The sequence below is a fragment of the Aureimonas sp. D3 genome (assembly GCF_001463805.1).
Classification (GTDB): domain Bacteria; phylum Pseudomonadota; class Alphaproteobacteria; order Rhizobiales; family Rhizobiaceae; genus Aureimonas; species Aureimonas ureilytica_A.
Window position 1 is genome coordinate 68,551 of sequence record NZ_BBWM01000035.1, and the last position, 22,122, is coordinate 90,672.

Here is a 22,122-nt window from a genome sequence, read left to right on the forward strand (position 1 = left end):
TTTCTCAGCGTCGGGATCGAGTTTTGGAAGGTCGATCCCGACGAATCTTCCACTTACGACATGGCTACGAAGAGTGTGTTTCAGCCTTCGCGGCCACCCAATGCGCCTCCAGTTCATCAAGCGACATGTCGCTAAGGCTCATCCTACGGCTCGCCGCAGCCCGTTCCATGGCTCGAAATCTCGACCGGAACTTCGACACCGTACCACGCAGAGCTGCGTCGGGATCGATGTCATAGCGTCGGCCCAGATTGACGAGCGTGAACAGAAGATCGCCCAGTTCGTCGCGCTTCTCTTCCAGATTGGCTGCCGCTTCAAACTCAGCCGTCTCCTCGCGGAGCTTCGCGATGATCGGCTCCGGCGTGGTCCAGTCGAACCCGACGGTGGCAGCTTTTTCCTGGATCTTTCTCGCCAAGGTCAGTGATGGCAGTGCGCCGGGGATACTCGATAAAAGACCGGCGCCGATCTCATCGGTTCCCGACCAATCCTGTGATGTGGCTTCTGTGTCGGCCCTGGTGTCGCGACGGCGCATGCGAGCCTCGGCGCGCTCCTGCTTCTCCTCGGCCTTGATCCGCTCCCATTGCCCTTTGGCCGAGCGCGCGTTGCGCGCCGAGGCATCGCCGAAGACGTGAGGATGCCGGCGGATCATCTTGCGGGTGATCCCATCCACCACATCCTCGTAGGAGAAGAGACCAGCCTCATCCGCCAATTGGCTGTAGTAGATGACCTGAAGCAGGAGGTCGCCCAGTTCTTCCTTCAAGTCGTCGGGATCGCGCCGCTCGATCGCATCGACCACCTCATAGGTCTCTTCGATCGTGTAAGGAATAATCGAGTCGAAGCTCTGCTCAATGTCCCAGGGGCATCCGGTTTCCGGATGCCTCAGAGCCTTCATGATCTCAACGAGACGCGTCGTGTCGCGTGACGGCTGCATTCCCCAACTCCTTGACACATTCGGATCGGGTGGTGAACTCCAGCACATTCCAGGTCAAGGGCAACCATGCACCAAGCCGGGCTGATAGCCCATGGATATGTTCTCATAATATGGATTATGGAACCATTTAAGACTTGCTCGCTGCTCGGACGGATGGGTTTCAAGGGCCCATCAATCCAAGGCGAATTCGAGCCGCATCCCGTCGTAAGCCGGCTTCACATGCGACGGCAGGTTGCGCACAAGCGTCTGATAATCGAGCGGCGTATGCATATGGGTCAGCAGCGCCGTATCGACTTCAAGGCGCCGAACCCACTCCAGGGCTTGATCGAGCGATAGATGGCTGGGGTGCCGTTTGTATTGCAACGCGTCGATCACCAGCAGCGTCGAGCCTTCGATCGCATGGCAGGCGCTCGTGGGGAAATGGCTGACATCGCTGCAATAGGATATCGGACCGATCCGAAACCCGAGCGACGTGATCGAACCATGCTCCTGGTCGAACGGCAGAAATTCGATCGAGCCACCGGGACCTTCCACCGAGAAAGCTTCCAGTGCGGTGATGGTTCGATGCTGAACGATGGGCGGATAAGCGCTCCCGTCCGGGGTTCGGAAGCAATAGCCAAAGGCTTCGTTCAGCCGAACGAAGGTCGCCTCGTCAGCGTAAAGATCGATCGGGCGCCCCGTATCGAGGAAAAAACCTCGTATATCGTCGATACCATGAAAATGGTCGGCGTGAGGATGCGTGACGAGCACCGCGTCGAGGCGTTGGACCTTTTCTCGGAGCATCTGCTCGCGAAAATCCGGGCCGCAATCGATCACCACGACCGTGCGCCCATTGGGAGCGATCCGCTCGATCATGGCTGCGCAACGGGTCCGCCGGTTCCTCGGCTCGCTCGGATCGCACGCGCCCCAATCCCCGGTGATGCGCGGTGTCCCCGGCGAACTGCCGCATCCCAGGATGGTGAGGCGCAGGAGGTCCGACATGAGGCCTCCTAGGACCGGAGGTCCGGCGCGCGGCTGAACAAGCGAAAGAAGTTATCCGTCGTCTGCTTCGCCATGTCGTCCACCGATACGCCTCTCACATCAGCCAGTTTGCGGGCGGTGTGAGCGACATAAGCCGGCTCATTGCGCTGACCGCGGTGCGGCGGGGGCGCGAGATATGGCGCATCCGTCTCGACCAAAAGGCGATCCAACGGAACATCTGCCGCAATGGCTCGAATTTCGTCCGACTTGTTGAAAGTCAGGATACCGGAAAACGAGACATATCCTCCGAGGTTCACGCCGACTTCCGCCAGACGGCGCGTGGACGAGAAGCAATGGAGGACGAAGGGAAACGCTCCGATCGCGCTCTGCTCTGAAAGGATCGTTTCCATATCGGCATCGGCGTCTCGCGCGTGGATCACGAGCGGCAAACCAGTCTCGCGTGCGGCTTCGATATGTCGGATGAAAACCCGCTTCTGAACTTCAGGAGGCGCGCGATCGTAGAAATAGTCGAGACCCGCCTCGCCTATGGCCACGATCTTGGGATGCTGACTCAGACGAACAATGTCCTGCGTCGGAACATCGGGCTCGCTCCCCGCATTGAGCGGGTGTGTGCCAACGGACGCGAACACATTGGAATAGCGCTCGGCGATGGCAAGGATTGACGGAAGCTTGGAGATATAAGTCGAGATCGTCACCATCAGCCCAACCCCTTGCGCGCCAGCTCGCGCAACGATGTCATCACGCTCGGGCTCGAACTCGGGGAAATCCAGATGGCAGTGACTATCGACCAGAAAGGGAAGCGACATCAGGCCATGCCCGCTTCCGCCTCGACGAACCGAGGGAAAACGCCGACGGGGGCCGGCAAGGCCAGCCCAGCTTGCAAGGTCGTCCCGTGATCCAGCACTTCGAAACCGCGCTCCTGCGCGTCGACCGCGAGAAGGTCGAGAAGCTTGGAACAGGAGTCCGGCATCACGGGCTGCAGAAGAATGGCGACGCGACGCACCACTTCGGCCGTCACATAAAGAACGGTTCCCATGCGGGCAGGATCGGTCTTGCGCAGGACCCACGGCTCTTGCGCGGCGAAATAGCGGTTGGTTTCCGAAACAGTCGCGACGATCGTCGCCAGCATCGTATGCAGTTCCTGCCGATCCACCGCCGCGCGGCATTGCTGAAGCAGTTGACCGCTTTGATTGAGGATGGCGTGATCGGCTTCCGTGAACGAGCCAGGCTCGGGCACCCTACCCTCGCAATTCTTGGCAATCATCGACAACGAGCGTTGAGCGAGATTTCCGAGATCGTTGGCGAGTTCGGAGTTCATCCGCCCGACAATCGCCTCGTGCGAATAATTGCCGTCCTGACCGAATGGAACCTCGCGCAGCAGGAAGTAGCGGAACGGGTCGAGGCCATAGACATCGACCAGAGCGATCGGATCGATGACGTTTCCGACCGACTTCGACATTTTCTCCCCGCGATTGAACAGGAAGCCGTGGACGAAAATCCGCTTCGGCAGTTCGATCCCTGCGGACATCAGGAAGGCCGGCCAGTAAACCGCATGGAAGCGGACGATATCCTTGCCGATCACATGGAGGTCGGCCGGCCAGAAGCGGCTCCGCTCTCCCTCGTCCGGATAGCCGGTCGCTGTGAGATAGTTGGTGAGCGCATCGACCCACACATACATCACATGCCGCTCGTCGCCCGGCACGGGAATGCCCCAATCGAACGTCGTCCGCGAAATCGAGAGATCGCGCAGGCCTGACTTCACGAAAGAGACGATCTCGTTGCGCCGCTCCACGGGAGCAATGAAATCTGGATGCGCGTCGTAATGCGCCAGCAGACGATCCCCGAAAGCGGACAAACGGAAGAAATAGCTTTCTTCCTCCACCCATTCGACCGGCGTTCCCTGAGGTCCGATGCGCGTGCCGCTCTCGGTCAGACGCGTTTCGTCTTCGGCGTAATAGGCTTCGTCGCGGACGGAATACCAACCCGCATAGGAACTCTTGTAGATGTCCCCCGCATCGACCATGCGGTTCCAGATCGCCTGACTGGCCTTGCGATGACGCGCTTCCGTCGTGCGAATGAAGTCGTCATTGGAGCTGCCGACACGGCGACCCATCTCCTGAAACTCGCCCGAATTGCGCGAGGCCAGTTCGATCGGTTCGATCCCCAGATTGCGGGCCGTCTGGAGCATCTTGATACCGTGCTCGTCCGTCCCCGTCAGAAACAGAACATCATAGCCGTCGAGCCGCTTGAACCTTGCGATCGTGTCCGTTGCAATCAGCTCGTAAGCATGTCCGATATGCGGACGTCCGTTCGGGTAAGAGATCGCGGTGGTCAGATAAAAGGTCTCAGCCATATCGATCGTCTTGCCTGCTGGAATCGGTCAAACTCAACGGGCAATAACCCATCCCGCCCCACCTCTCAACAAAACGGTGATGCGTCCTCAGCGGTTCGGCACGCGAACCTCTGCCAATTTCGAAGCGAACGTGATCAAAATTTGCTTGCGATCCAAATTGAAGGCTGCCGCCTCCAGCCAGCGCGCGGACTCGCTCTGCCAGAAGGCAGCCAGAGCCGTGGCCCGTCCGTTGTCGCCGGATTCCTGAGCCTGTCGGGCTTCGGCCGCAATGCGGTCGAACAGGCCGTTCCGCACGAGAGCCCACGCTTCTTCGCGCCCCTTCTGCGTCAGCGCGTCGGCAAGCGACTGAACATGGCGCCAATCGGGTCGAGCCGCGCCGTATAGCCGATCGATCTCGCCCGCGATCTCGAGGCCGCCCGATAAGACTTGATGAAAGGCGGTTCGAAGACTGCCACCGGAAAGCCGTGCGGCGGTTGCCAGCGACGAGGCATCTTCGCCCGTCAGCGTCTCGGAGAGGCCTCGCAGAACCGCATCTTCCGACAAAGGCGAGAAGCGAAGGGTTCTGGCTCGCGAACGAATGGTCGGCAGAAGTCGCCCCGGCACGTGATTGATGATCAGAAAGATCGACCGCTCCGGTGGTTCTTCCAAAATCTTGAGCAGCGCGTTGGCGGCATTTCGGTTCATGTCGTCCGCCGGGTCGACCAAAGCGATCCGCCAGCTATCGGCCGCCGTGCTGCGAAAAAAATGGTTGAGCCGACGGATTTCATCCACCGTGATTTGGGTGCGAAAGCCGTCGCCTTTGTCGTTCGAGGGTCGGCGGATATGGAGGAAATTGGGATGGCTACCCTGCCCGATCTGCCGCACGATCGGGTGGTTAGGGAGAAACTCGGGTTCACCTTCGAACCGACCCGATAGGACCTCCGGCCCGCCCAACAGGCGGCGGGCGAACGCGAGAGCCGTGGTCGCTTTTCCCACCCCTTCCGGCCCTTGAAACAACCAGGCATGATGCATGCGGCCGGATGCCAAGGCGGCTTCCAGTTCCTTCCACTCGGATTGCCGGCCTAGAAGCGTCATACGCTCGGCGGGCGTCGGCACATCGGCAATGTCGTCATGGCCGGGAACCGGAGCAAACGACATCAGGCTCGCCCGCCTGTGGTCGAGTCGCGCCGCTTGCAAGCTAGGCGCTCCAGGACGATGGCTCGGATTTCCGCTTCGATCGAGTTCATATCACGCGCCGCATCGACCACCATGCAGCGATGGGGTTCGCGAGCGGCGATCGCGAGAAACGCGGCGCGCCTTTGCTCGTGGAGTTCGATTCCCTCACTCTCGAACCGGTCCGCCTTCTCCTGCCCACGCCGCAAGGCAGCTCTTTCCAAGCCTTTCACAGCGGGGATGTCGAGAATCACCGTCAAGTCGGGAAGAACGCCGTCCAGCGTCGCAGCCTCGATCACGCTGAGTGTCGATGGCTCCAGTCCCGCCTTACTGCCCTGGTAAACGCGCGTGGAGTCATGAAATCGATCGCACAGTACTACCTCATGGCGAGACAGAGCGGGCAGGATGACGCCTTCGATATGGTCCCGACGCGCCGCTGCGAATAGGAGAGCTTCGGTCTCGACACCGAGTTCCTTCACTCTCCCCGACAGAATGATGTCGCGCAAGACATCGGCGGCCGGCGTTCCGCCCGGTTCGCGTGTCTGGCAAACGGACTCGCCTTGGGATCGAAGATAGGCCGCCAAGCGGGAGATCTGGGTCGTCTTGCCGCTTCCTTCGCCGCCCTCGAATGTCACGAAGAAACTCGGTTGCCGGCCAATCGCGTTGGAGGCCTCCATCATAGTCTGCGGACCCAACCGAACGCCAATTCCTTCACGGCGCTGGCAGCCCGCGCGCTGAAGGCGCCCTCTGCAACATCGCCGCCCACGAATACGCCCCGCTCCAGAACCTGCCGCCCTTGAATGAAAATCTTCAGGCTGCCGATCCTGGTCCCTTTCGCAAGCGGCGCTATGAGCGGGGCATCGTAGACGATTCGAGCCGTCACGAGATCGGTGCGCTTTCTCGGCACGTAGAGATCGACGCCGCTCTCCAGAACGGCGTTCACATACCCAGTCGCTCCGCCGAAGACCTGGGCCTGACCCAGCACCTGCCCGGCGGAAAACAAAGACCGACGCTCGAAATTTGTCGCCGTCCATTCGAAAAGACGTGCCGCCTCCTTGGTGCGGGCCGCATCACTTTCTAAACCCGACAAGACGACGATCGTTTTGCGACCGTCCTTCTCCGTCGCCGCGACGATGGAATATCCCTCGTCTTCGGCAAACCCCGTCGCCAGACCGGTCGCACCCATATTGAGGCGTAGAAGCGGATTTCGGTTGCGCTGTAGGATGCGGTTCCATTCGAATTCGGGTTGCGCATAGAGCTTGTAAGGCTCCGGATAGCTGATCTGAATGTTTCGAGCTAAAAGCGCCATGTCGCGGGCCGTCGTCTTTTGCCCCTCCTGCGGCAGACCTGTCGCATTGACGAAGTTCGAGTTCGAAAGCCCCAATTCGGCGGCCCGACGGTTCATATGCTGAGCGAAGGCCGCCTCCGAGCCGTCCATTCCCTCTGCCAGGATGATGGCGGCATCGTTCGCGCTTTGGATAACAAGACCTTTGACAAGCGCGTCGACCGGCACGCTCGATCGCACGGCGGCAAACATGGTGGCCGTGCGTGACGGTGCACCTCCGGTCCGCCAGGCATGATCGCTGACAGAATAAGCGTCAGTGGGATTGATCCGACCGCTCGCGAGGGCTGACAAAGCGACGTCGGCTGTCATGAGCTTGGCAAGGGACGCGGGCGCAAACGGCTCATCGGCGTTCTTCTCCAGAAGAATACCGCCCGTTTCCACATCCATGATCAGCGCGCCACGTGCCACCGTTTCCGTGAAGAACGGCGCGTCCTGGGTTTGCGCCTGAGCCGACGCGCCGAAGAGGCTCAATGCGAGGGATATGCCCATCCAGCGCGTCGGCAAGCATGAGTGAGAAAGCCTCAATGCCGAAACCCGCCTGCGAACGGCCACGAGTTGGCTCATGCACCGAACCAATACCCGGTCGATACGATCCGATCGACTAATGTCACTCGTCTCGCAGAGCGAAGGCATCCTCGAAGCCGGCGCTCCACAAGCGGCGAAGACCGATCTCGACATTCTGCCCTTCGGCCATGACCATCGTGAAGGACGATCCTTCGGCGCTTTTCTGTTCGACAATCTCGCCATATCCTGCTGCCGCATTCTCGAGCGTCAAGAGCTGCGAAATATCATCGACGCGGCCGATTTCGATACGGTTAGCAGCCGAGACCTTTGACGTCATATGCGAAATCGCGTCCAATGCCCGTGAGCCCGTAGCGGCGCCGGCGGCGTAGGACAAGGCGATCTTGGGCAGTGTAACACTCGGCGGCGTGCTCGAATCGTAGGTGTCGATCAGATCCTCGATCGACGACGGCTTAGGGGTCGAAACCCGAGCGCCAGCCTTGGGCGTGACGCGGACGGCAGGGCGCGCCAAGTTGCGTGTCGACGCGACAACGGGCGCTTCGGTTTTCTGAGGGCTGAAAGCCGCGGTCAGGAAGGACGGCCAGATCGACCTTTCGGTTTTCGACGCCACCATCACGCCCGACGAAAGACCTGCGTCCTCGGGCTTGACGGTTCCGGGATGGTAGGAGGCCATGAGATAGGGCGTATCGTCACCCTCGAGCGGCGCACGCCCGACATATTCGACCTTCACATCGGCAACGCCATCATGCTGGAAGCCGAGCAGTTGAGCGGCACGCGACGACACGTCCATTACGCGATCATGGACATAAGGACCGCGATCATTGACGCGGACCATGACGGACGCCCCGGTCTTTCGGTTCGTGACGCGGGCATAGGACGGCAGCGGGAAGGTCGGGTGAGCCGCCGACAAATGATACATGTCGTAGACTTCGCCATTGGCCGTCAGACGGCCATGGAAGTTGGCGCCGTACCAGGACGCCGTTCCCGACTTCGAATAGCCCGGCTCTTCCTTCGGGTAATACCACTTGCCCTTCACCATGTAGGGCTTGCCCGTCTGGTCGCGCCCACCACCCTTGCGAACGGTTTTCGACCGGGTGACGCGCGGGCTCGCTTTCACACCGAAGATGCTCGAACTGAAGATCGGAGCGTCGTCCTCGGGCGCCAGTTCCTCCTGCGTGGAATGCGTCGAAGAGGACGTCGACTGGCACCCGGACAGGCCGAGGCCGAAAATGCAAAGCGTCGAGACGAACAAGACCTGTCGGCCGCGTGACGTGGCTTCGGCTTTGACCATCAGATATCGTGTCCCCCGAAAGGATGCGCCGCGCCGCATCCAGTGTCGTCCTTCATTCCCTCGCGCTAAAAACTTACGAAGAATTTAAGAGCAGGATCAAGTTGTCGAAAATACCGAGGCGAAAATCGTAGCGTCTTTCCCCAGGCATGGGCCACTTATCCCCACTCTTCGTGAAGCGCGGAGCTGACGCAAAACCGGATTTTCGATCGCTGAGAGGTCAGGCCGCTTTTCGGGCGGCTTCGCCGCGAGCCCATCTCGCCGTGGTTTCCGCGGCGAAATCCTGGAAGCGGCCCAGTTCGATCGCCTCACGCATCTCGGCCATAAGGCGCTGATAATAAGCTAGATTGTTCCAAGTCAGGAGCATACCCGCCAGAGCTTCGTCAGCTCGCACGAGGTGGTGCAGATAAGCGCGAGAATAATCTCGCGTCGCCGGGCAATCCGACGTTTCGTCCAACGGCTTTGGGTCTTCGGCATGACGCGCGTTCTTGAGATTGACACGCCCGTCCTTCGTGAAAGCGAGACCATGACGCCCGGCCCGCGTCGGCATGACGCAGTCGAACATGTCGATGCCACGGGCGACCGATTGGAGAATATCGTCCGGCGTGCCGACGCCCATGAGATAACGAGGCTTCTCCACAGGCAAGGAAGGAAGCGTCTCGTCCAGCGTCTCCAACATCACCGACTGCGGCTCGCCAACCGCCAGCCCACCAACCGCATAGCCTTTGAGGTTCATGGCCGTGAGCCGTTCGGCCGAGCGGATTCGAAGGTCGGGCTGGTCACCGCCCTGCACGATGCCGAACATGGCCTTGCCGGATTGGGTGCCGAACGCGACGGCCGAGCGCTCCGCCCAGCGCAGCGAGAGCTCCATCGCACGCTCGATCTCATTGCGATCGGCCGGTAGACGGATGCACTCGTCAAGCTGCATCTGAATGTCGGCGTCGAGGAGCCCCTGGATCTCGATCGACCGCTCGGGGCTAAGCTCGTGGACCGAACCGTCCACATGCGAGCGGAAGGTCACGCCCTGCTCGCTCATCTTTCGAAGACTAGCCAGCGACATGATCTGGAAGCCGCCGGAGTCGGTCAGGATCGGATAGGGCCAGCGCGCGAATTCATGCAGACCGCCCAGCCGAGCCACGCGCTCCGCACCCGGTCTCAGCATGAGATGATAGGTATTGCCGAGAATAATGTCCGAGCCGAGCTCTCGGACCTGATCGAGATACATCGCCTTCACCGTCGCAGCGGTGCCGACGGGCATAAAGGCCGGGGTACGAATCGTGCCGCGCGGCATGCTGATCTCGCCGCGACGCGCTTTGCCGTCCGTGGCGAGAAGACGAAAACCAAATTCAGTGACGGTCATGAGGTAGCCTCGGAACGCTCCAGAAGGCAGGCGTCCCCATAGGAATAGAAGCGGTAGCCCGTCTCGATCGCGTGGCGATAGGCATCGCGCATACGATCCAATCCGCTGAAAGCGGACACGAGCATGAAAAGCGTCGATCGCGGGAGATGAAAATTCGTCAGAAGCGCATCGACAGCGCGAAATGCATAGCCTGGCGTAATGAAGATATCTGTCGTCGCGTGGAAGGGCGCGATGACGCCGCCTTGGGCCGCGCTCTCCAGAACGCGAAGGGAAGTCGTACCGACAGCCACAACCCGTCGACCGTCCGCTTTGGCACAGGCCAGCCGTTCGGCGGTGGCGATGTCGATCGAACCGAATTCATGATGCATCCGATGCGCCGACGTATCATCGGCCTTTACCGGGAGAAACGTCCCTGCCCCGACATGAAGCGTCACATACTCGAACTGAGCGCCTGCCGCCCGTAGCGCTTCCATAAGTTGAGGCGTGAAATGCAAGCCGGCTGTCGGCGCGGCCACGGCCCCGTCATGGCGAGCATAGATCGTTTGATAGTCCGTACGGTCCTGCTCGTCCTCGCCCCGCTTGGATGCGATATAGGGCGGCAGCGGAAGGTGACCGATCTCGGCGATGGCCGCGTCGAGATCTGGACCCGATCGATCGAACGCAAGGGTAACTTCGCCGCCCTCGCCTCGCTCTTCGACCATTCCCGACAGGATCACCTGCCCAACGCCCTGAAAGCGGATGACATCCCCCACGGCCACGCGCTTGGCAGGACGCACAAATGCCTTCCAGCGCCCGCCATCGAGACGAAGATGAAGGGTGGCCTCGATCTCGGCGACACCCTGTCCCTCGGGCAGTCCGTCCCGGCGACGAAGGCCGTTGAGGCGGGCGGGAATGACCCTGGTGTCGTTGAACACCAGAACGTCGCCTGCCCGAAGCAGACCGGGCAGATCACCGACCCGCTTATCGCTCAGCGGACCCTGTTCGGGAACAAGGAGGAGGCGCGCCGATTCGCGCGGAAGAGCGGGTCGCAGGGCGATCCGCTCTTCCGGGAGGTCGAAATCGAATAGATCGACCCGCATTCGAACCGAACCTTACAGGTCGGCCGCAACGCGCATGGTCGTGATCGAATCGGGATCACGAACCGGCTCGCCGCGCTTGATCTGGTCGACCGTTTCCATGCCCTCGATCACTTCACCCCAGACCGAATACTGACGATCCAGCCAAGGCGCGCGCTCGAAGCAGATGAAGAACTGCGAGTTGGCCGAGTTCGGGTTGGCCGTACGCGCAGCCGAAACCGTTCCGCGCTTGTGCGGCTCGGCCGAGAATTCCGCCTTGAGGTCCGGCTTGGACGAGCCGCCCGTGCCGGTGCCCGTGGGATCGCCCGTCTGAGCCATGAATCCGTCGATCACACGGTGGAAGACCACGTCGTCGTAGAACTTCTCGCGCGCGAGTTCCTTCACGCGTGCGACGTGCCCTGGCGCCAGATCAGGCCGGAGCTTGATCACGACGCGGCCTTTCGTTGTTTCGAGGACGAGGGTGTCTTCCGGGTTTTCGAAGGTCATGCCTTCCTCCTGGTCAAACGAAGAATGGCCTGGACCTGCCAGGCCATTTCAATACGCTTCCTTGACCGATCCCCTGCGCGCTGGCAAGGGGACGGAACGATCACTGAGCCGCGACGACCTTCACGGTTTCCATCTTGTCCGGGTTCGAGACCTGGCCGTTGCGAGCCTCGTCGCCCTTCTTGATCTTGTCGACGACGTCCATGCCCTTCGTCACCTCGCCGACAACGGTGTATTGGCCGTTCAAGAAGTCGCCGTCGCCCAGCATGATGAAGAATTGCGAGTTGGCGCTATTGGGGTTCTGAGCCCGCGCCATCCCGACCGTACCGCGCTTGAAGGGCTCCTTCGAAAACTCCGCCTTCAAATCCGGAAGCTTGGAGCCGCCCATGCCAGTGCCGGTCGGGTCGCCGGTCTGGGCCATGAAGCCGTCGATCACACGGTGGAAGACCACGCCATTGTAGAAGCCCTGGTTGGCGAGGGTCTTGATCTGCTCGACATGCTTGGGAGCCAGATCGGGGCGGAGCTTGATGTCGATTTCACCCTTGTCCGTGGTGATGACCATCGTCTCGGCGCCCTGCGCGAGACTGGGCAGGGCCGACGAGGCCAACATCATCGCGGCCAGACCGATCGAGGCAAACAACTTCATACCAAACTCCATGTCGGCATCAGTGCCGAACGAATTTCTCACGTAAAGCCTCGGCGACGACAGGCGGAACGAAAGCCGAAACATCGCCTCCAAGACTTGCGATCTGACGAACCAATGTGGCCGTTATGGGCCGCGTTTCGATCGATGCGGGCAGGAAGATGGTGCCGACATCCGGCGCAAGTCGGGCGTTCATTCCGGCAAGTTGCATCTCGTAGTCGAAGTCACCGCCATCGCGAACGCCCCGAAGAAGGGCGGTCGCGCCATGGCGATGCGCTTCGTCCACCGTCAAACCCTGAAAAAAGCTGACGGCGATCTCGGCATCCAGACGCTCGGTTTCCAAGGCTCGGCGAACCAGCGCCGCCCGCTCGTCGGCCGAAAACAAAGGCGCCTTTCCCGGATGAATTCCGATCGAAACGACGATCCGATCGAACAGGCGTGACGCCTGTGTCAGCACATCCAGATGACCGTTGGTCAACGGATCGAACGATCCCGCGAACAAAGCAACCTGGTGCATTCGCCCTCCGCTAACCATTTCATCAAACTCCCTGCGGCGAATTCCCGATCGGCAATCTCGTTTCGCACTTCCCCAACCATTGCGACCACAGGATGAGGACAGCACCGCTCTTGAAGAGAAACGGTGAGACATAAAAGCTCACCACCCCTTGGGAACGAATAAACAAATCCTTACGTTCTTGCAGTGAATTCGGAGATTTGAAGATGCTGGTTCTCGCACTCTCTTTCGCGATGATTGCTTCCCTGGTCACCGCAACAGCAGTGGCTGTTCATAACGAGGCAGACAAGTCGCGGGTAAAAGTGGCCGCGCGGTCGCGTCGCATTCTGCGTTGATCTCGCGGTAGGAAAGAAAACGGCGCTTACGCGCCGCCTTCCTCTGGATCGGTGGTATCTGCCGCGCCGTCCTCGACTTCGGGTGAGGTCATGTCCTCGTCCCCGCCTTGATCTGGAATACGCTCAACCGAGACAACACGCTCGTTCTCAGCCGTGTTGAAGATGGTCACGCCTTTGGTGGCGCGACCAGCCACACGAATGCCCTCGACGGGAACACGGATCATTTGCCCGCGATCCGAAATCAGCAAAATCTGATCTCCAGTGTCGACCGGGAAGGCTGCGACGAGATGGCCGATGTCGCTGAGACGCGAAACGTCCGTTGCGCGAATCCCTTTACCTCCACGACCGCTCGTTCTGAACTCGTAAGATGATGAGCGCTTGCCGAAGCCGAACTCGCTAAGAGTCAGCACGAATTCCTCGGATGCACTGAGGAAAGCGTATCTCTCGGACGACAGGGACACCTCCTCGACGGCCTCCTCGTCCACCACGCCGTCGCTGGAAACGATCTCGCCTTCCACGGCGCGGCGCATGCGCAGATAGGCTGCCCGTTCCGCCGCTGTCGCGTCGACATGGCGCAAAATAGCCATGGAGATCAGACGATCTCCTTCAGCGAGATTCATGCCCCGCACGCCGATCGAGTTTCGACCGGCGAAGACACGCACTTCCGGCACCGAAAAGCGAATACACTGACCGCTGGCGGCCGTCAGAAGTACGTCATCGTTCTCGGAGCAGGTCGCGACAGCCAGGATTTCATCCTCCGCCTCTTCCAGCTTCATCGCGATCTTGCCGTTGCGGTTGACTTGGAGGAAGTCGGCGAGCTTGTTTCGCCGAACTGTTCCCTTCGTCGTCGCGAACATGACGTTCAGTTCCGCCGCCGTCTGCTCGTCATTGGGCAGGGGCAGAATCGACGTGATGCGTTCGCCCTTCTCGAGCGGAAGCATGTTGACGAGAGCCTTGCCGCGCGACTGCGGCGTGGCCAACGGTAGCCGCCAGACCTTCTCTTTGTAGACGATGCCACGCGACGAGAAAAACAGAACCGGCGTGTGCGTGTTGGCCACGAAGATTCGGGTCACCGAGTCTTCATCCCCCTTCAGCGCCATGCCCGAGCGCCCTTTTCCGCCACGACGCTGGGCTCGATAGGTCACCAGGGGAACGCGTTTGATGTAACCGCCATGACTGACGGTGACGACCATATCCTCGCGCGGAATCAGGTCCTCATCTTCGAGGTCGCCCGCCCCCTCCAGCAATTCGGTGCGCCGAGGCGTCGCGAACTCGGCGCGTACCGCCGCGAGTTCTTCCTTGATGATCTCGCGCACTCGAACACGGGACGACAGAATTTCGAGATACTCGCGGATTTCGCTGCCGATCTGATTCAGCTCGTCCGCGATCTCGTCCCGGCCGAGCGCGGTCAGGCGCTGCAGGCGAAGATCGAGAATGGCCCGGGCCTGCGTTTCCGACAGGCGATAGGTGCCGGCGTCGCTGATACGGTGGCGCGGATCATCGATCAGGCGAATGAGCGGTGCGACGTCCTTCGCCTCCCACTCACGGGTCATCAACTGCTCACGCGCCGTCGCAGGGTCGGGTGCATGGCGAATCAGCTTGATGATTTCATCGATATTGGCGACCGCAATCGCCAAGCCGACCAAGACATGCGCGCGCTCGCGCGCCTTGCGGAGAAGATACTTGGTGCGACGCTGAATGACCTCTTCGCGGAACGCGACGAAGGCCGAGAGCATATCCAGAAGGTTGAGCTGCTCCGGCTTTCCACCATTCAGGGCCACCATATTGGCGCCGAACGTCGTCTGCAGCGGCGTGAAGCGATAGAGCTGGTTGAGAACGACATCCGAGGACGCGTCCCGCTTCAGTTCCACAACGACCCGATAGCCCTCTCGGTCGCTTTCGTCGCGGATGTCCGAAACGCCCTCGATTCGCTTGTCGCGAACCAGATCGGCCATCTTCTCGATCATCGTCGCTTTGTTCACCTGATACGGGATCTCGGTGATGACGATGGACTCGCGGTCGCCGCGCATCGGCTCCACATGCACCTTACCGCGCATCAGGATCGAACCGCGACCGGTCGAGTAGGCCGAAAGAATGCCCGCCCGCCCGATGACAAGCGCCCCGGTCGGGAAATCGGGACCGGGAATGAATTCCATCAACTCGTGGAGTTGAAGCGCCGGGTTCTCGATCAGCGCCACGCAGCCGTCGATCAGCTCGCCCAGATTGTGCGGCGGAATGTTGGTGGCCATGCCGACGGCGATGCCGCCCGAACCGTTCAGCAAAAGATTGGGAACACGAGCCGGAAGCACGACCGGCTCCATCTCGCGGCCATCGTAGTTCTCTTGGAAATCGACGGTTTCCTTGTCGATATCTTCCAGTATCGCGTCCGAAACGCGCTCCAGGCGGCATTCCGTATAACGCATCGCCGCGGGCGGATCGCCGTCGATCGAGCCAAAATTGCCCTGCCCGTCGATCAAGGGCGCGCGCAGAGAGAAGTCCTGCGCCATCCGCACCAATGCGTCGTAGATCGACGCATCACCATGCGGGTGGAACTTACCCATCACCTCGCCGACGACGCCGGCGGACTTGCGATAAGACTTGTTGTGAACAAGCCCCATCTCGTGCATCGCAAAGAGAACGCGGCGGTGGACAGGTTTCAACCCATCTCGAACGTCCGGGAGCGCGCGGCTCACGATCACGCTCATGGCGTAATCGAGATAAGATCGCTGCATTTCCTCGACGATGGAAACAGGCTCGATGCCGTTCGGCCGCTCTGGCGGCTGCTCTTGCATGCTATCGGACAAGGACACTATCCCAAACTCTATCTACAAGACTTATAGCGCGAGGCCGCCCGAATTGGCAAATTCGCCATTCTGATTTATCTATGATAAAACAGGTACTTAGCTGGAGCGCCAGACAAAGCTCTCCGACTTCACCTGAAAACCGCCCGGAATAGGCCGGTCGAAGCGCCGCTGAACGCATCCGATCCTTCTGGCCTCGCCGCATTGCGAAGCCATCGAATGTCCCGCAGATCGCAGGATCGGGAGAGGTCGGGTTGCCTCCCGTAGCCGTCTGCTCCTACGAGGGTGTCCAACATCGCAGGGAGACACCATGCTCGAAACGCTTCTGAACGGCTTCGCGACCCTGTTCGTCATCATCGACCCTTTGGGTCTGGCGCCGCTCTTCCTTGGGTTGACGCCGGGCCTTTCGATGGCCGACCGTCGGCGACTGGCCCTGCGCGCCTGCCTGATCGCTTTCGCCATTCTAGCGATCTTCGCCTTTGCCGGCGTGACCGTCCTTCAAACCCTAGGCGTTTCGCTCGGCGCTTTTCGCGTCGCGGGCGGGCTCTTCCTGTTCTGGATCGCGTTCGAACTCGTTTTCGAGAAGCGCAAGACACGAAAGGAGAAGGATGCCGAAGCGGCCATGACGGAGCATGAAGTCTTCGAGATCGCGGCCGTCCCTCTCGCCATCCCCTTGATGGCCGGGCCTGGCGCAATCTCTGCCGTCATTCTACTATCCGGCGCTCTGCCGGGACCAACTGGCCAAATCAGCCTTCTCTTGGTGATCGCGACGGTCATCGCAGCCACCTATGCCACCTTGTCGGTCGCCAATCGTCTCGATCGCTTTATGGGTCAGACTGGGCGCGCCGTCGTTACGCGGCTTTTAGGCGTTCTTCTGGCGGCCCTAGCCGTTCAGTTCGTTGCCGATGGAATCGCTTCGCTCGTTCGAGGAAGCGGTCTCATTGGTTGAAGTCCGTCCTGTCGAAGCGGTTAGGCTTCGACAGGAAATGGGTGAAGTCCGAAGGGAATCAGAACGGGATTTCGTCGTCCATATCGTTGGACGGACGCCCGCCGCCCCCCCCAAAGCCACCGCTTGAACCGCCGGAACTGCCGCCTCGACCGCCGCCGCCGCCGGACCGGCCGCCCGACCCACGATCATATCCACCGCCGGAGCCGCCGCGCTCATATCCGCCACCGCCGCCGCCCTCGAAGGAGCCGCCACCGCCGCCCTCGCCACGTCCGTCGAGCATCTGCAATTCACCGCGGAATCGCTGCAGCACGATTTCCGTCGTATAGCGCTTCTGCCCGGACTGTTGATCGTCCCAGGCGCGGGTCTGCAACTGACCCTCGATATAGACCTTCGCACCCTTCTTCAGATACTGCTCGGCGACCTTCACCAGCCCATCGTTGAAGATGACGACGCTGTGCCACTCGGTCCGCTCCTTGCGCTCGCCACTGGCCTTGTCGCGCCATGTTTCTGAGGTCGCGATGCGAAGGTTCGCAACGGCATCGCCGGAGTTCAGCCGACGGATTTCCGGGTCTGCGCCCAGATTTCCGACGAGGATGACCTTGTTGACGCTGCCCGCCATTCTTCTTCTCCGATACGATGCACGTTTATTCTAACCTTAGAGCCTGAGGTCGATCGCGGCTACCACGCTACCATTCGATCCCCAACTCATATGGCCGATCGTCCATCCCGCGCGAATGCGATTGCAGGATGCGGCGATCTTATCTAGAACAAATTGCGAACATGCGCCATGACTTGCAAGGCCATGGCAACGGACTTTGATTTCGATCCACCCATGCCGATATGGGCGGAAGGCTTGAACGGAAAGCCGGCGCTCGCATACGCGAACCAAACCGGCCGGTTTTCATTCAGGCTCTTGAAATTCGAGAGAGTGCAGCGACCCTCATGAAGAACGTTATTTCCATTCGCGGTGCGCGCGAGCACAATCTCAAGAATGTCGATCTCGACATTCCCCGTGACAAGCTCATCGTCATGACCGGCCTGTCCGGTTCGGGAAAATCGTCGCTCGCCTTCGATACGATTTATGCCGAAGGTCAGCGGCGTTATGTCGAAAGCCTGTCGGCTTATGCGCGGCAGTTCCTCGAGATGATGCAGAAGCCCGATGTCGATCAGATCGACGGGTTGTCTCCCGCCATTTCCATCGAGCAAAAGACCACGTCGAAGAACCCGCGCTCGACTGTCGGCACGGTCACGGAAATCTACGACTATCTGCGCCTCTTGTTCGCTCGCATCGGCGTTCCCTATTCGCCCGCAACCGGCCTCCCCATCGAAAGCCAAACCGTCAGCCAGATGGTTGATCGCATCATGGTTTTGGAGGAAGGCACCCGCCTCTATCTCCTGGCGCCGATGGTTCGAGGGCGGAAAGGCGAGTTCAAGAAAGAGCTGGCGGAACTTCAGAAGAAGGGGTTTCAGCGCGTCCGCATCGATGGCGAGTTTCACGATATCGCCGACGCGCCTTCGCTCGATAAGAAGTTCAAGCACGACATCGATGTGGTCGTGGATCGCATCGTCGTGCGAGGCGACATCAAGGCGCGCCTTGCGGATTCGCTAGAAACCGCGCTGTCTTTGGCCGAAGGTTTGGCCGTCGCGGAGTTTGCCGATGGCGTCGACGAGAACGGCAAGCCGCGTCAGCTCCTGTTTTCCGAGAAGTTCGCCTGCCCCGTCTCCGGCTTCACCATTCCTGAAATCGAGCCTCGCCTCTTTTCTTTCAATAATCCGTTCGGCGCGTGCCCACGCTGCGACGGCTTGGGCGCACAACAGCAGATCGATCCCAAGCTGATCGTTCCCGACGAGACGCGCACCCTGAAGAACGGTGCCATCTCGCCTTGGGCGAAATCCACGTCACCCTATTATGGCCAGACATTGGAGGCGCTCGGCAGCGAGTACGGCTTCAAGCAGACGGACCGCTGGTCCGCACTGTCGCCCGAGGCGCGCAAAGCCATTTTGTACGGCACCGGCACGCGCAAGATCGAGTTTCTTTATAATGACGGGTTGCGCTCCTATTCCACGACCAAGACCTTCGAAGGAATCATCCCCAATCTCGAACGGCGCTGGAAGGAAACAGACTCCGCCTGGTCGCGGGAAGAGATCGAACGCTTCATGTCCGCAACGCCCTGCCCGGCTTGCGGCGGCGCGCGCCTGAAGCCCGAGGCTCTCGCGGTCAAGATTCATGGTCAGCACATTGCCGAGGTCACGGACCTTTCCATTCGGCTGGCGCGCGACTGGTTCGAAGAACTACCGCAACATCTGACGCAGAAGCAGAACGAAATCGCGGTCCGCATTCTCAAGGAGATTCGCGAGCGCCTGCGCTTTCTCAACGATGTCGGGCTCGAATATCTCACCCTGTCTCGCTCGTCCGGCACGCTCTCGGGGGGCGAATCGCAGCGCATCCGCTTGGCGTCGCAGATCGGCTCCGGGCTGACGGGCGTGCTCTATGTCTTGGACGAGCCGTCCATCGGCCTTCATCAGCGAGACAATGAGCGGCTACTCGGCACGCTCAAGCATCTTCGCGACATCGGCAACACAGTGATCGTCGTCGAGCATGACGAGGACGCGATCCGGCTGGCCGACTATGTCGTGGATATCGGTCCGGCGGCCGGCGTGCATGGCGGACAGGTCATCGCCTCGGGCACCCCCGAAGAGGTCATGGCCAACCCGGCCTCTCTGACAGGCCAATATCTTTCGGGCGAGCGCGGTGTCCCCGTTCCTGCGAAGCGTCGCAAACCCCAGAAGGGGAAAGCGCTGAAAGTGGTGGGGGCGCGCGGCAACAATCTCAAGAACGTCACCGCAGAAGTCCCGATGGGCGTGATGACCTGTGTCACCGGCGTGTCGGGCGGCGGAAAGTCGACATTCCTGATCGAAACGCTCTTCAAAGCGGCGGCACGGCGGATTGCCGGCGCTCGGGAGGTTCCCGCCGACCATGATCGAATCGACGGGCTGGAGCTTCTCGATAAGGTCATCGACATCGACCAATCACCGATCGGTCGCACGCCGCGTTCCAATCCGGCGACCTATACCGGGGCCTTTACACCGATCCGCGATTGGTTTGCCGGCTTACCGGAAGCGAAGGCGCGGGGTTACCAGCCCGGACGCTTTTCCTTCAACGTCAAGGGTGGGCGCTGTGAGGCCTGCCAAGGCGATGGCGTCATCAAGATCGAGATGCACTTCCTGCCCGATGTCTATGTGACCTGCGACGTTTGCCACGGCAAACGCTACAACCGCGAAACGTTGGACGTGACATTCAAGGGAAAGTCGATCGCCGACGTTCTCGACATGACGGTGGAGGAAGGCGTCGAGTTCTTTTCAGCCGTACCGGCGGTTCGCGACAAGCTGGCTACGCTGAAGGAAGTTGGCCTTTCCTATATCAAGGTCGGGCAGCAGGCGACGACCTTGTCCGGCGGCGAGGCGCAGCGCGTCAAGCTTGCCAAGGAGCTCTCGCGCAAGGCCACCGGGCGCACTCTTTATATCATGGACGAGCCGACCACCGGCCTGCATTTCCACGATGTCGCCAAGCTGCTGGAGGTTCTCCACGAACTGGTGGATCAGGGAAACACAGTCGTGATTATTGAACATAATCTCGAGGTCATCAAAACCGCCGATTGGGTGATCGACATCGGCCCGGAAGGCGGCAGCGGTGGCGGCGAGATCGTCGCCACCGGCACGCCGGAAGACATCGTGAAGGTTGATCGCTCCTGGACGGGCCGCTTTCTCAAAGAGCTTTTGGATCGAAAGCCGACGATCAAGGCCGAAGCGGCAGAGTAGATCAGTGAGCGTTGTCCATCGCGAGCGATACGATTTCGCGGTGGACGGCCGGCAGGCAATGGGGCAGGTCTTCCGAGATCAGCCCCGGTCCGAAATGCTCGGCGGCCTTTCCATGCATCCACACGGCTAGACACGCCGCTTCAAAGCTCGGCCGCTTCTGCGCCAGTTGCGCGGCCACGAGGCCCGCGAGCACATCGCCGGTTCCGGCCGTTGCGAGCCAAGGCGTACCGGTCGCGTTGATAGCAGCTCGCCCATCCGGCGCCGCGATCACCGTGTCAGCTCCCTTAAGAACGACGATGGCGTTGGAGCGCCTGCTCGCGTGACGGGCGCGATCGACCTTCGACAAGCGAAGGTCGGCGGCAAGGTCGGGAAATAAGCGCGCGAACTCGCCATCATGTGGCGTCAGCACGAGTTGAGGCTCGCTATCCGAACATTGCCGTGCCGCCTCGAATAGCTGCGATGCATGATCGCGAAAGGACGTCAGTCCATCAGCATCCAGAACCAGACGGCGTCCTGCTTTCAGGACGGTCAGTGCCATCGTTTTTGCCCGATCGCCAATGCCGAAGCCCGGCCCGAGCACAAACGCATTCAGGCGCTTATCCTCCAGCAACACATCCAGATCGCTGTCTTCGCATCGTTTCAGCATGATCCCGGTGAGATGCTGCGCATTCACGAGAAGAGCCGAGGCGGGCGAAAAGACCGTGACCAGGCCGGCACCACCTCGCAGGGCTGACAGCGCCGCCAAACGCGCCGCCCCCGTCCGACTCATCCCACCCGAAAAGACCACGGCGTGACCACGGTCATATTTGTGATGAGCCGTTAGAGGCGTGGCCGCATGGTGAAGCCATAAAGATGGCTCGTTCGCGAAAACGGGCTCGAATGGCTCTGCCGCCTCTTTCATGGCAGTTTCAGAGAGCCCGATCGGCGCGACGACGATCGTGCCGCAGTGGTCTCTGCCCGGTAGTAAGCAGTGACCCGGTTTTCGACGCACGAACGTGACCGTCAAATCGACCTTCGGCGCATAGCCTCGTATCTGTCCGTTTCCACCATCGACACCGCTCGGGATATCGATCGAAACGATAGGGTGACCGGAATCTTCGGCCTTGCGAAGGGCATCCTCCGCATCCCCCTCGACGTCACGAGACAGGCCGGCGCCCCATAGGCCATCCAACACGAGGTCATAGCTGCCTCCATGGAAGGCCGGCAGCGGCGCGATCTCGTCATGACCGTTGGCCGTGCCGAACAGGTCCGCCGACCGCTTCTCCTCGCGCAGATACCGAGCCGCAGCCAATGCATCACGTCCGTTGTTGCCGGGCCCAACTAGAACAGCCACTCGCTTCGCATGGGGGAAGCGGGACGAGATTTCCACTGCGACGGCACGACCGGCTTCGTCGATAAGAGACCTCAATGAAATGCCCTCTCGAAGAGCATTCTGGTCCGCTCGTTGCATTTCTCCGGGCGTCCAAAGGCGGCACTGGTCGGGATCGCCATATTGTCTGATCATAATTTATGCATCCTGCACAAAAATTTCACAGTCCCTTGCCTAGAAGGACCACACTTTCAGCCTGTTTTG

At 60.5% G+C, this 22,122-nt stretch carries 18 protein-coding genes; 2 read left to right on the forward strand and 16 right to left on the reverse strand.

The features are described from left to right. Positions 1-64: 64 nt before the first annotated feature. The 14 genes from mazG to gyrA form a co-directional block, all read right to left on the reverse strand. The gene (gene mazG / locus AUL36_RS10350; RefSeq protein WP_062220262.1) at positions 65-928 is read right to left on the reverse strand and encodes a nucleoside triphosphate pyrophosphohydrolase; all 864 of its coding nucleotides are present in this window, start codon (positions 926-928) and stop codon (positions 65-67) included. Positions 929-1,099: 171 nt separating this feature from the next. Continuing rightward, on the reverse strand, positions 1,100-1,909 hold the full coding sequence (locus AUL36_RS10355) for an MBL fold metallo-hydrolase (RefSeq protein ID WP_062220264.1): 810 nt from the start codon (positions 1,907-1,909) through the stop codon (positions 1,100-1,102). A gap of 8 nt (positions 1,910-1,917) precedes the next feature. Then, positions 1,918-2,715, reverse strand: coding sequence for a TatD family hydrolase (locus AUL36_RS10360; RefSeq protein ID WP_062220266.1), 798 nt, complete (start codon positions 2,713-2,715; stop codon positions 1,918-1,920). Continuing rightward, the gene (gene metG, locus AUL36_RS10365; RefSeq protein ID WP_062220268.1) at positions 2,715-4,262 is read right to left on the reverse strand and encodes a methionine--tRNA ligase; all 1,548 of its coding nucleotides are present in this window, start codon (positions 4,260-4,262) and stop codon (positions 2,715-2,717) included. The genes AUL36_RS10360 and metG overlap by 1 nt, the downstream gene beginning before the upstream one ends. A gap of 87 nt (positions 4,263-4,349) precedes the next feature. After that, positions 4,350-5,399: a DNA polymerase III subunit delta' gene (locus AUL36_RS10370; RefSeq protein WP_062220270.1), complete on the reverse strand. Its 1,050-nt coding sequence runs from the start codon at positions 5,397-5,399 to the stop codon at positions 4,350-4,352. Then, on the reverse strand, positions 5,399-6,091 hold the full coding sequence (gene tmk, locus AUL36_RS10375) for a dTMP kinase (RefSeq protein WP_156418333.1): 693 nt from the start codon (positions 6,089-6,091) through the stop codon (positions 5,399-5,401). Before tmk ends, AUL36_RS10370 begins: the two co-directional genes overlap by 1 nt. Further along, positions 6,091-7,323: a D-alanyl-D-alanine carboxypeptidase family protein gene (locus AUL36_RS10380; protein ID WP_244497099.1), complete on the reverse strand. Its 1,233-nt coding sequence runs from the start codon at positions 7,321-7,323 to the stop codon at positions 6,091-6,093. Before AUL36_RS10380 ends, tmk begins: the two co-directional genes overlap by 1 nt. Positions 7,324-7,366: 43 nt before the next feature. Next, positions 7,367-8,572 (reverse strand): septal ring lytic transglycosylase RlpA family protein, encoded by a 1,206-nt coding sequence (locus AUL36_RS24860; RefSeq protein ID WP_082655762.1) that lies wholly within the window; start codon positions 8,570-8,572, stop codon positions 7,367-7,369. 217 nt (positions 8,573-8,789) lie between these two features. Beyond that, the gene (gene tgt, locus AUL36_RS10390; protein ID WP_062220279.1) at positions 8,790-9,929 is read right to left on the reverse strand and encodes a tRNA guanosine(34) transglycosylase Tgt; all 1,140 of its coding nucleotides are present in this window, start codon (positions 9,927-9,929) and stop codon (positions 8,790-8,792) included. Further along, positions 9,926-11,008: a tRNA preQ1(34) S-adenosylmethionine ribosyltransferase-isomerase QueA gene (queA, locus tag AUL36_RS10395; protein ID WP_062220281.1), complete on the reverse strand. Its 1,083-nt coding sequence runs from the start codon at positions 11,006-11,008 to the stop codon at positions 9,926-9,928. Before queA ends, tgt begins: the two co-directional genes overlap by 4 nt. 12 nt (positions 11,009-11,020) lie before the next feature. Then, on the reverse strand, positions 11,021-11,491 hold the full coding sequence (locus AUL36_RS10400; RefSeq protein WP_062220283.1) for a peptidylprolyl isomerase: 471 nt from the start codon (positions 11,489-11,491) through the stop codon (positions 11,021-11,023). 100 nt (positions 11,492-11,591) lie between these two features. Continuing rightward, complete coding sequence (locus AUL36_RS10405; protein WP_058598333.1) at positions 11,592-12,134, reverse strand: peptidylprolyl isomerase; 543 nt, start codon at positions 12,132-12,134, stop codon at positions 11,592-11,594. A gap of 19 nt (positions 12,135-12,153) precedes the next feature. Next, entirely contained in the window at positions 12,154-12,648 is a 495-nt protein-coding gene (gene coaD / locus AUL36_RS10410) for a pantetheine-phosphate adenylyltransferase (RefSeq protein WP_062220286.1), read from the reverse strand. A 358-nt stretch (positions 12,649-13,006) separates the two neighbouring features. After that, positions 13,007-15,772 (reverse strand): DNA gyrase subunit A, encoded by a 2,766-nt coding sequence (gyrA, locus tag AUL36_RS10415; protein ID WP_062220288.1) that lies wholly within the window; start codon positions 15,770-15,772, stop codon positions 13,007-13,009. A 319-nt stretch (positions 15,773-16,091) separates the two neighbouring features. On the opposite strand from gyrA, the gene AUL36_RS10420 reads away from it, so the two are divergent. After that, positions 16,092-16,730, forward strand: a complete 639-nt coding sequence (locus AUL36_RS10420) for a MarC family protein (protein WP_062220290.1) — start codon at positions 16,092-16,094, stop codon at positions 16,728-16,730. 58 nt (positions 16,731-16,788) lie between these two features. Here AUL36_RS10420 and ssb read toward each other — a convergent pair whose 3' ends face one another. Next, complete coding sequence (gene ssb, locus AUL36_RS10425) at positions 16,789-17,349, reverse strand: single-stranded DNA-binding protein (protein WP_062220292.1); 561 nt, start codon at positions 17,347-17,349, stop codon at positions 16,789-16,791. 323 nt (positions 17,350-17,672) lie between these two features. Here ssb and uvrA point away from each other — a divergent pair, with 323 nt between their 5' ends. Beyond that, positions 17,673-20,549: an excinuclease ABC subunit UvrA gene (gene uvrA / locus AUL36_RS10430; protein ID WP_062220294.1), complete on the forward strand. Its 2,877-nt coding sequence runs from the start codon at positions 17,673-17,675 to the stop codon at positions 20,547-20,549. 1 nt (position 20,550) lies between these two features. Here uvrA and AUL36_RS10435 read toward each other — a convergent pair whose 3' ends face one another. Continuing rightward, a complete protein-coding gene (locus AUL36_RS10435; RefSeq protein ID WP_082655758.1) occupies positions 20,551-22,053 on the reverse strand; it encodes an NAD(P)H-hydrate dehydratase in 1,503 nt (500 codons plus the stop codon). Between the last annotated feature and the right edge of the window lie 69 nt (positions 22,054-22,122).

Bases quoted from the DNA above. Each gene is read 5' to 3' on its own strand.
- AUL36_RS10405 (WP_058598333.1), bottom strand. From the start codon at position 12,134: ATGAAGTTGTTTGCCTCGATCGGTCTGGCCGCGATGATGTTGGCCTCG.
- AUL36_RS24860 (WP_082655762.1), bottom strand. From the start codon at position 8,572: ATGGTCAAAGCCGAAGCCACGTCACGCGGCCGACAGGTCTTGTTCGTC.
- gyrA (WP_062220288.1), bottom strand. From the start codon at position 15,772: ATGCAAGAGCAGCCGCCAGAGCGGCCGAACGGCATCGAGCCTGTTTCC.
- AUL36_RS10360 (WP_062220266.1), bottom strand. From the start codon at position 2,715: ATGTCGCTTCCCTTTCTGGTCGATAGTCACTGCCATCTGGATTTCCCC.
- AUL36_RS10380 (WP_244497099.1), bottom strand. From the start codon at position 7,323: ATGAGCCAACTCGTGGCCGTTCGCAGGCGGGTTTCGGCATTGAGGCTT.
- AUL36_RS10370 (WP_062220270.1), bottom strand. From the start codon at position 5,399: ATGTCGTTTGCTCCGGTTCCCGGCCATGACGACATTGCCGATGTGCCG.
- AUL36_RS10355 (WP_062220264.1), bottom strand. From the start codon at position 1,909: ATGTCGGACCTCCTGCGCCTCACCATCCTGGGATGCGGCAGTTCGCCG.
- metG (WP_062220268.1), bottom strand. From the start codon at position 4,262: ATGGCTGAGACCTTTTATCTGACCACCGCGATCTCTTACCCGAACGGA.
- mazG (WP_062220262.1), bottom strand. From the start codon at position 928: ATGCAGCCGTCACGCGACACGACGCGTCTCGTTGAGATCATGAAGGCT.
- coaD (WP_062220286.1), bottom strand. From the start codon at position 12,648: ATGCACCAGGTTGCTTTGTTCGCGGGATCGTTCGATCCGTTGACCAAC.
- AUL36_RS10435 (WP_082655758.1), bottom strand. From the start codon at position 22,053: ATGATCAGACAATATGGCGATCCCGACCAGTGCCGCCTTTGGACGCCC.
- AUL36_RS10420 (WP_062220290.1), top strand. From the start codon at position 16,092: ATGCTCGAAACGCTTCTGAACGGCTTCGCGACCCTGTTCGTCATCATC.
- queA (WP_062220281.1), bottom strand. From the start codon at position 11,008: ATGCGGGTCGATCTATTCGATTTCGACCTCCCGGAAGAGCGGATCGCC.
- tmk (WP_156418333.1), bottom strand. From the start codon at position 6,091: ATGGAGGCCTCCAACGCGATTGGCCGGCAACCGAGTTTCTTCGTGACA.
- AUL36_RS10400 (WP_062220283.1), bottom strand. From the start codon at position 11,491: ATGACCTTCGAAAACCCGGAAGACACCCTCGTCCTCGAAACAACGAAA.
- uvrA (WP_062220294.1), top strand. From the start codon at position 17,673: ATGAAGAACGTTATTTCCATTCGCGGTGCGCGCGAGCACAATCTCAAG.
- ssb (WP_062220292.1), bottom strand. From the start codon at position 17,349: ATGGCGGGCAGCGTCAACAAGGTCATCCTCGTCGGAAATCTGGGCGCA.
- tgt (WP_062220279.1), bottom strand. From the start codon at position 9,929: ATGACCGTCACTGAATTTGGTTTTCGTCTTCTCGCCACGGACGGCAAA.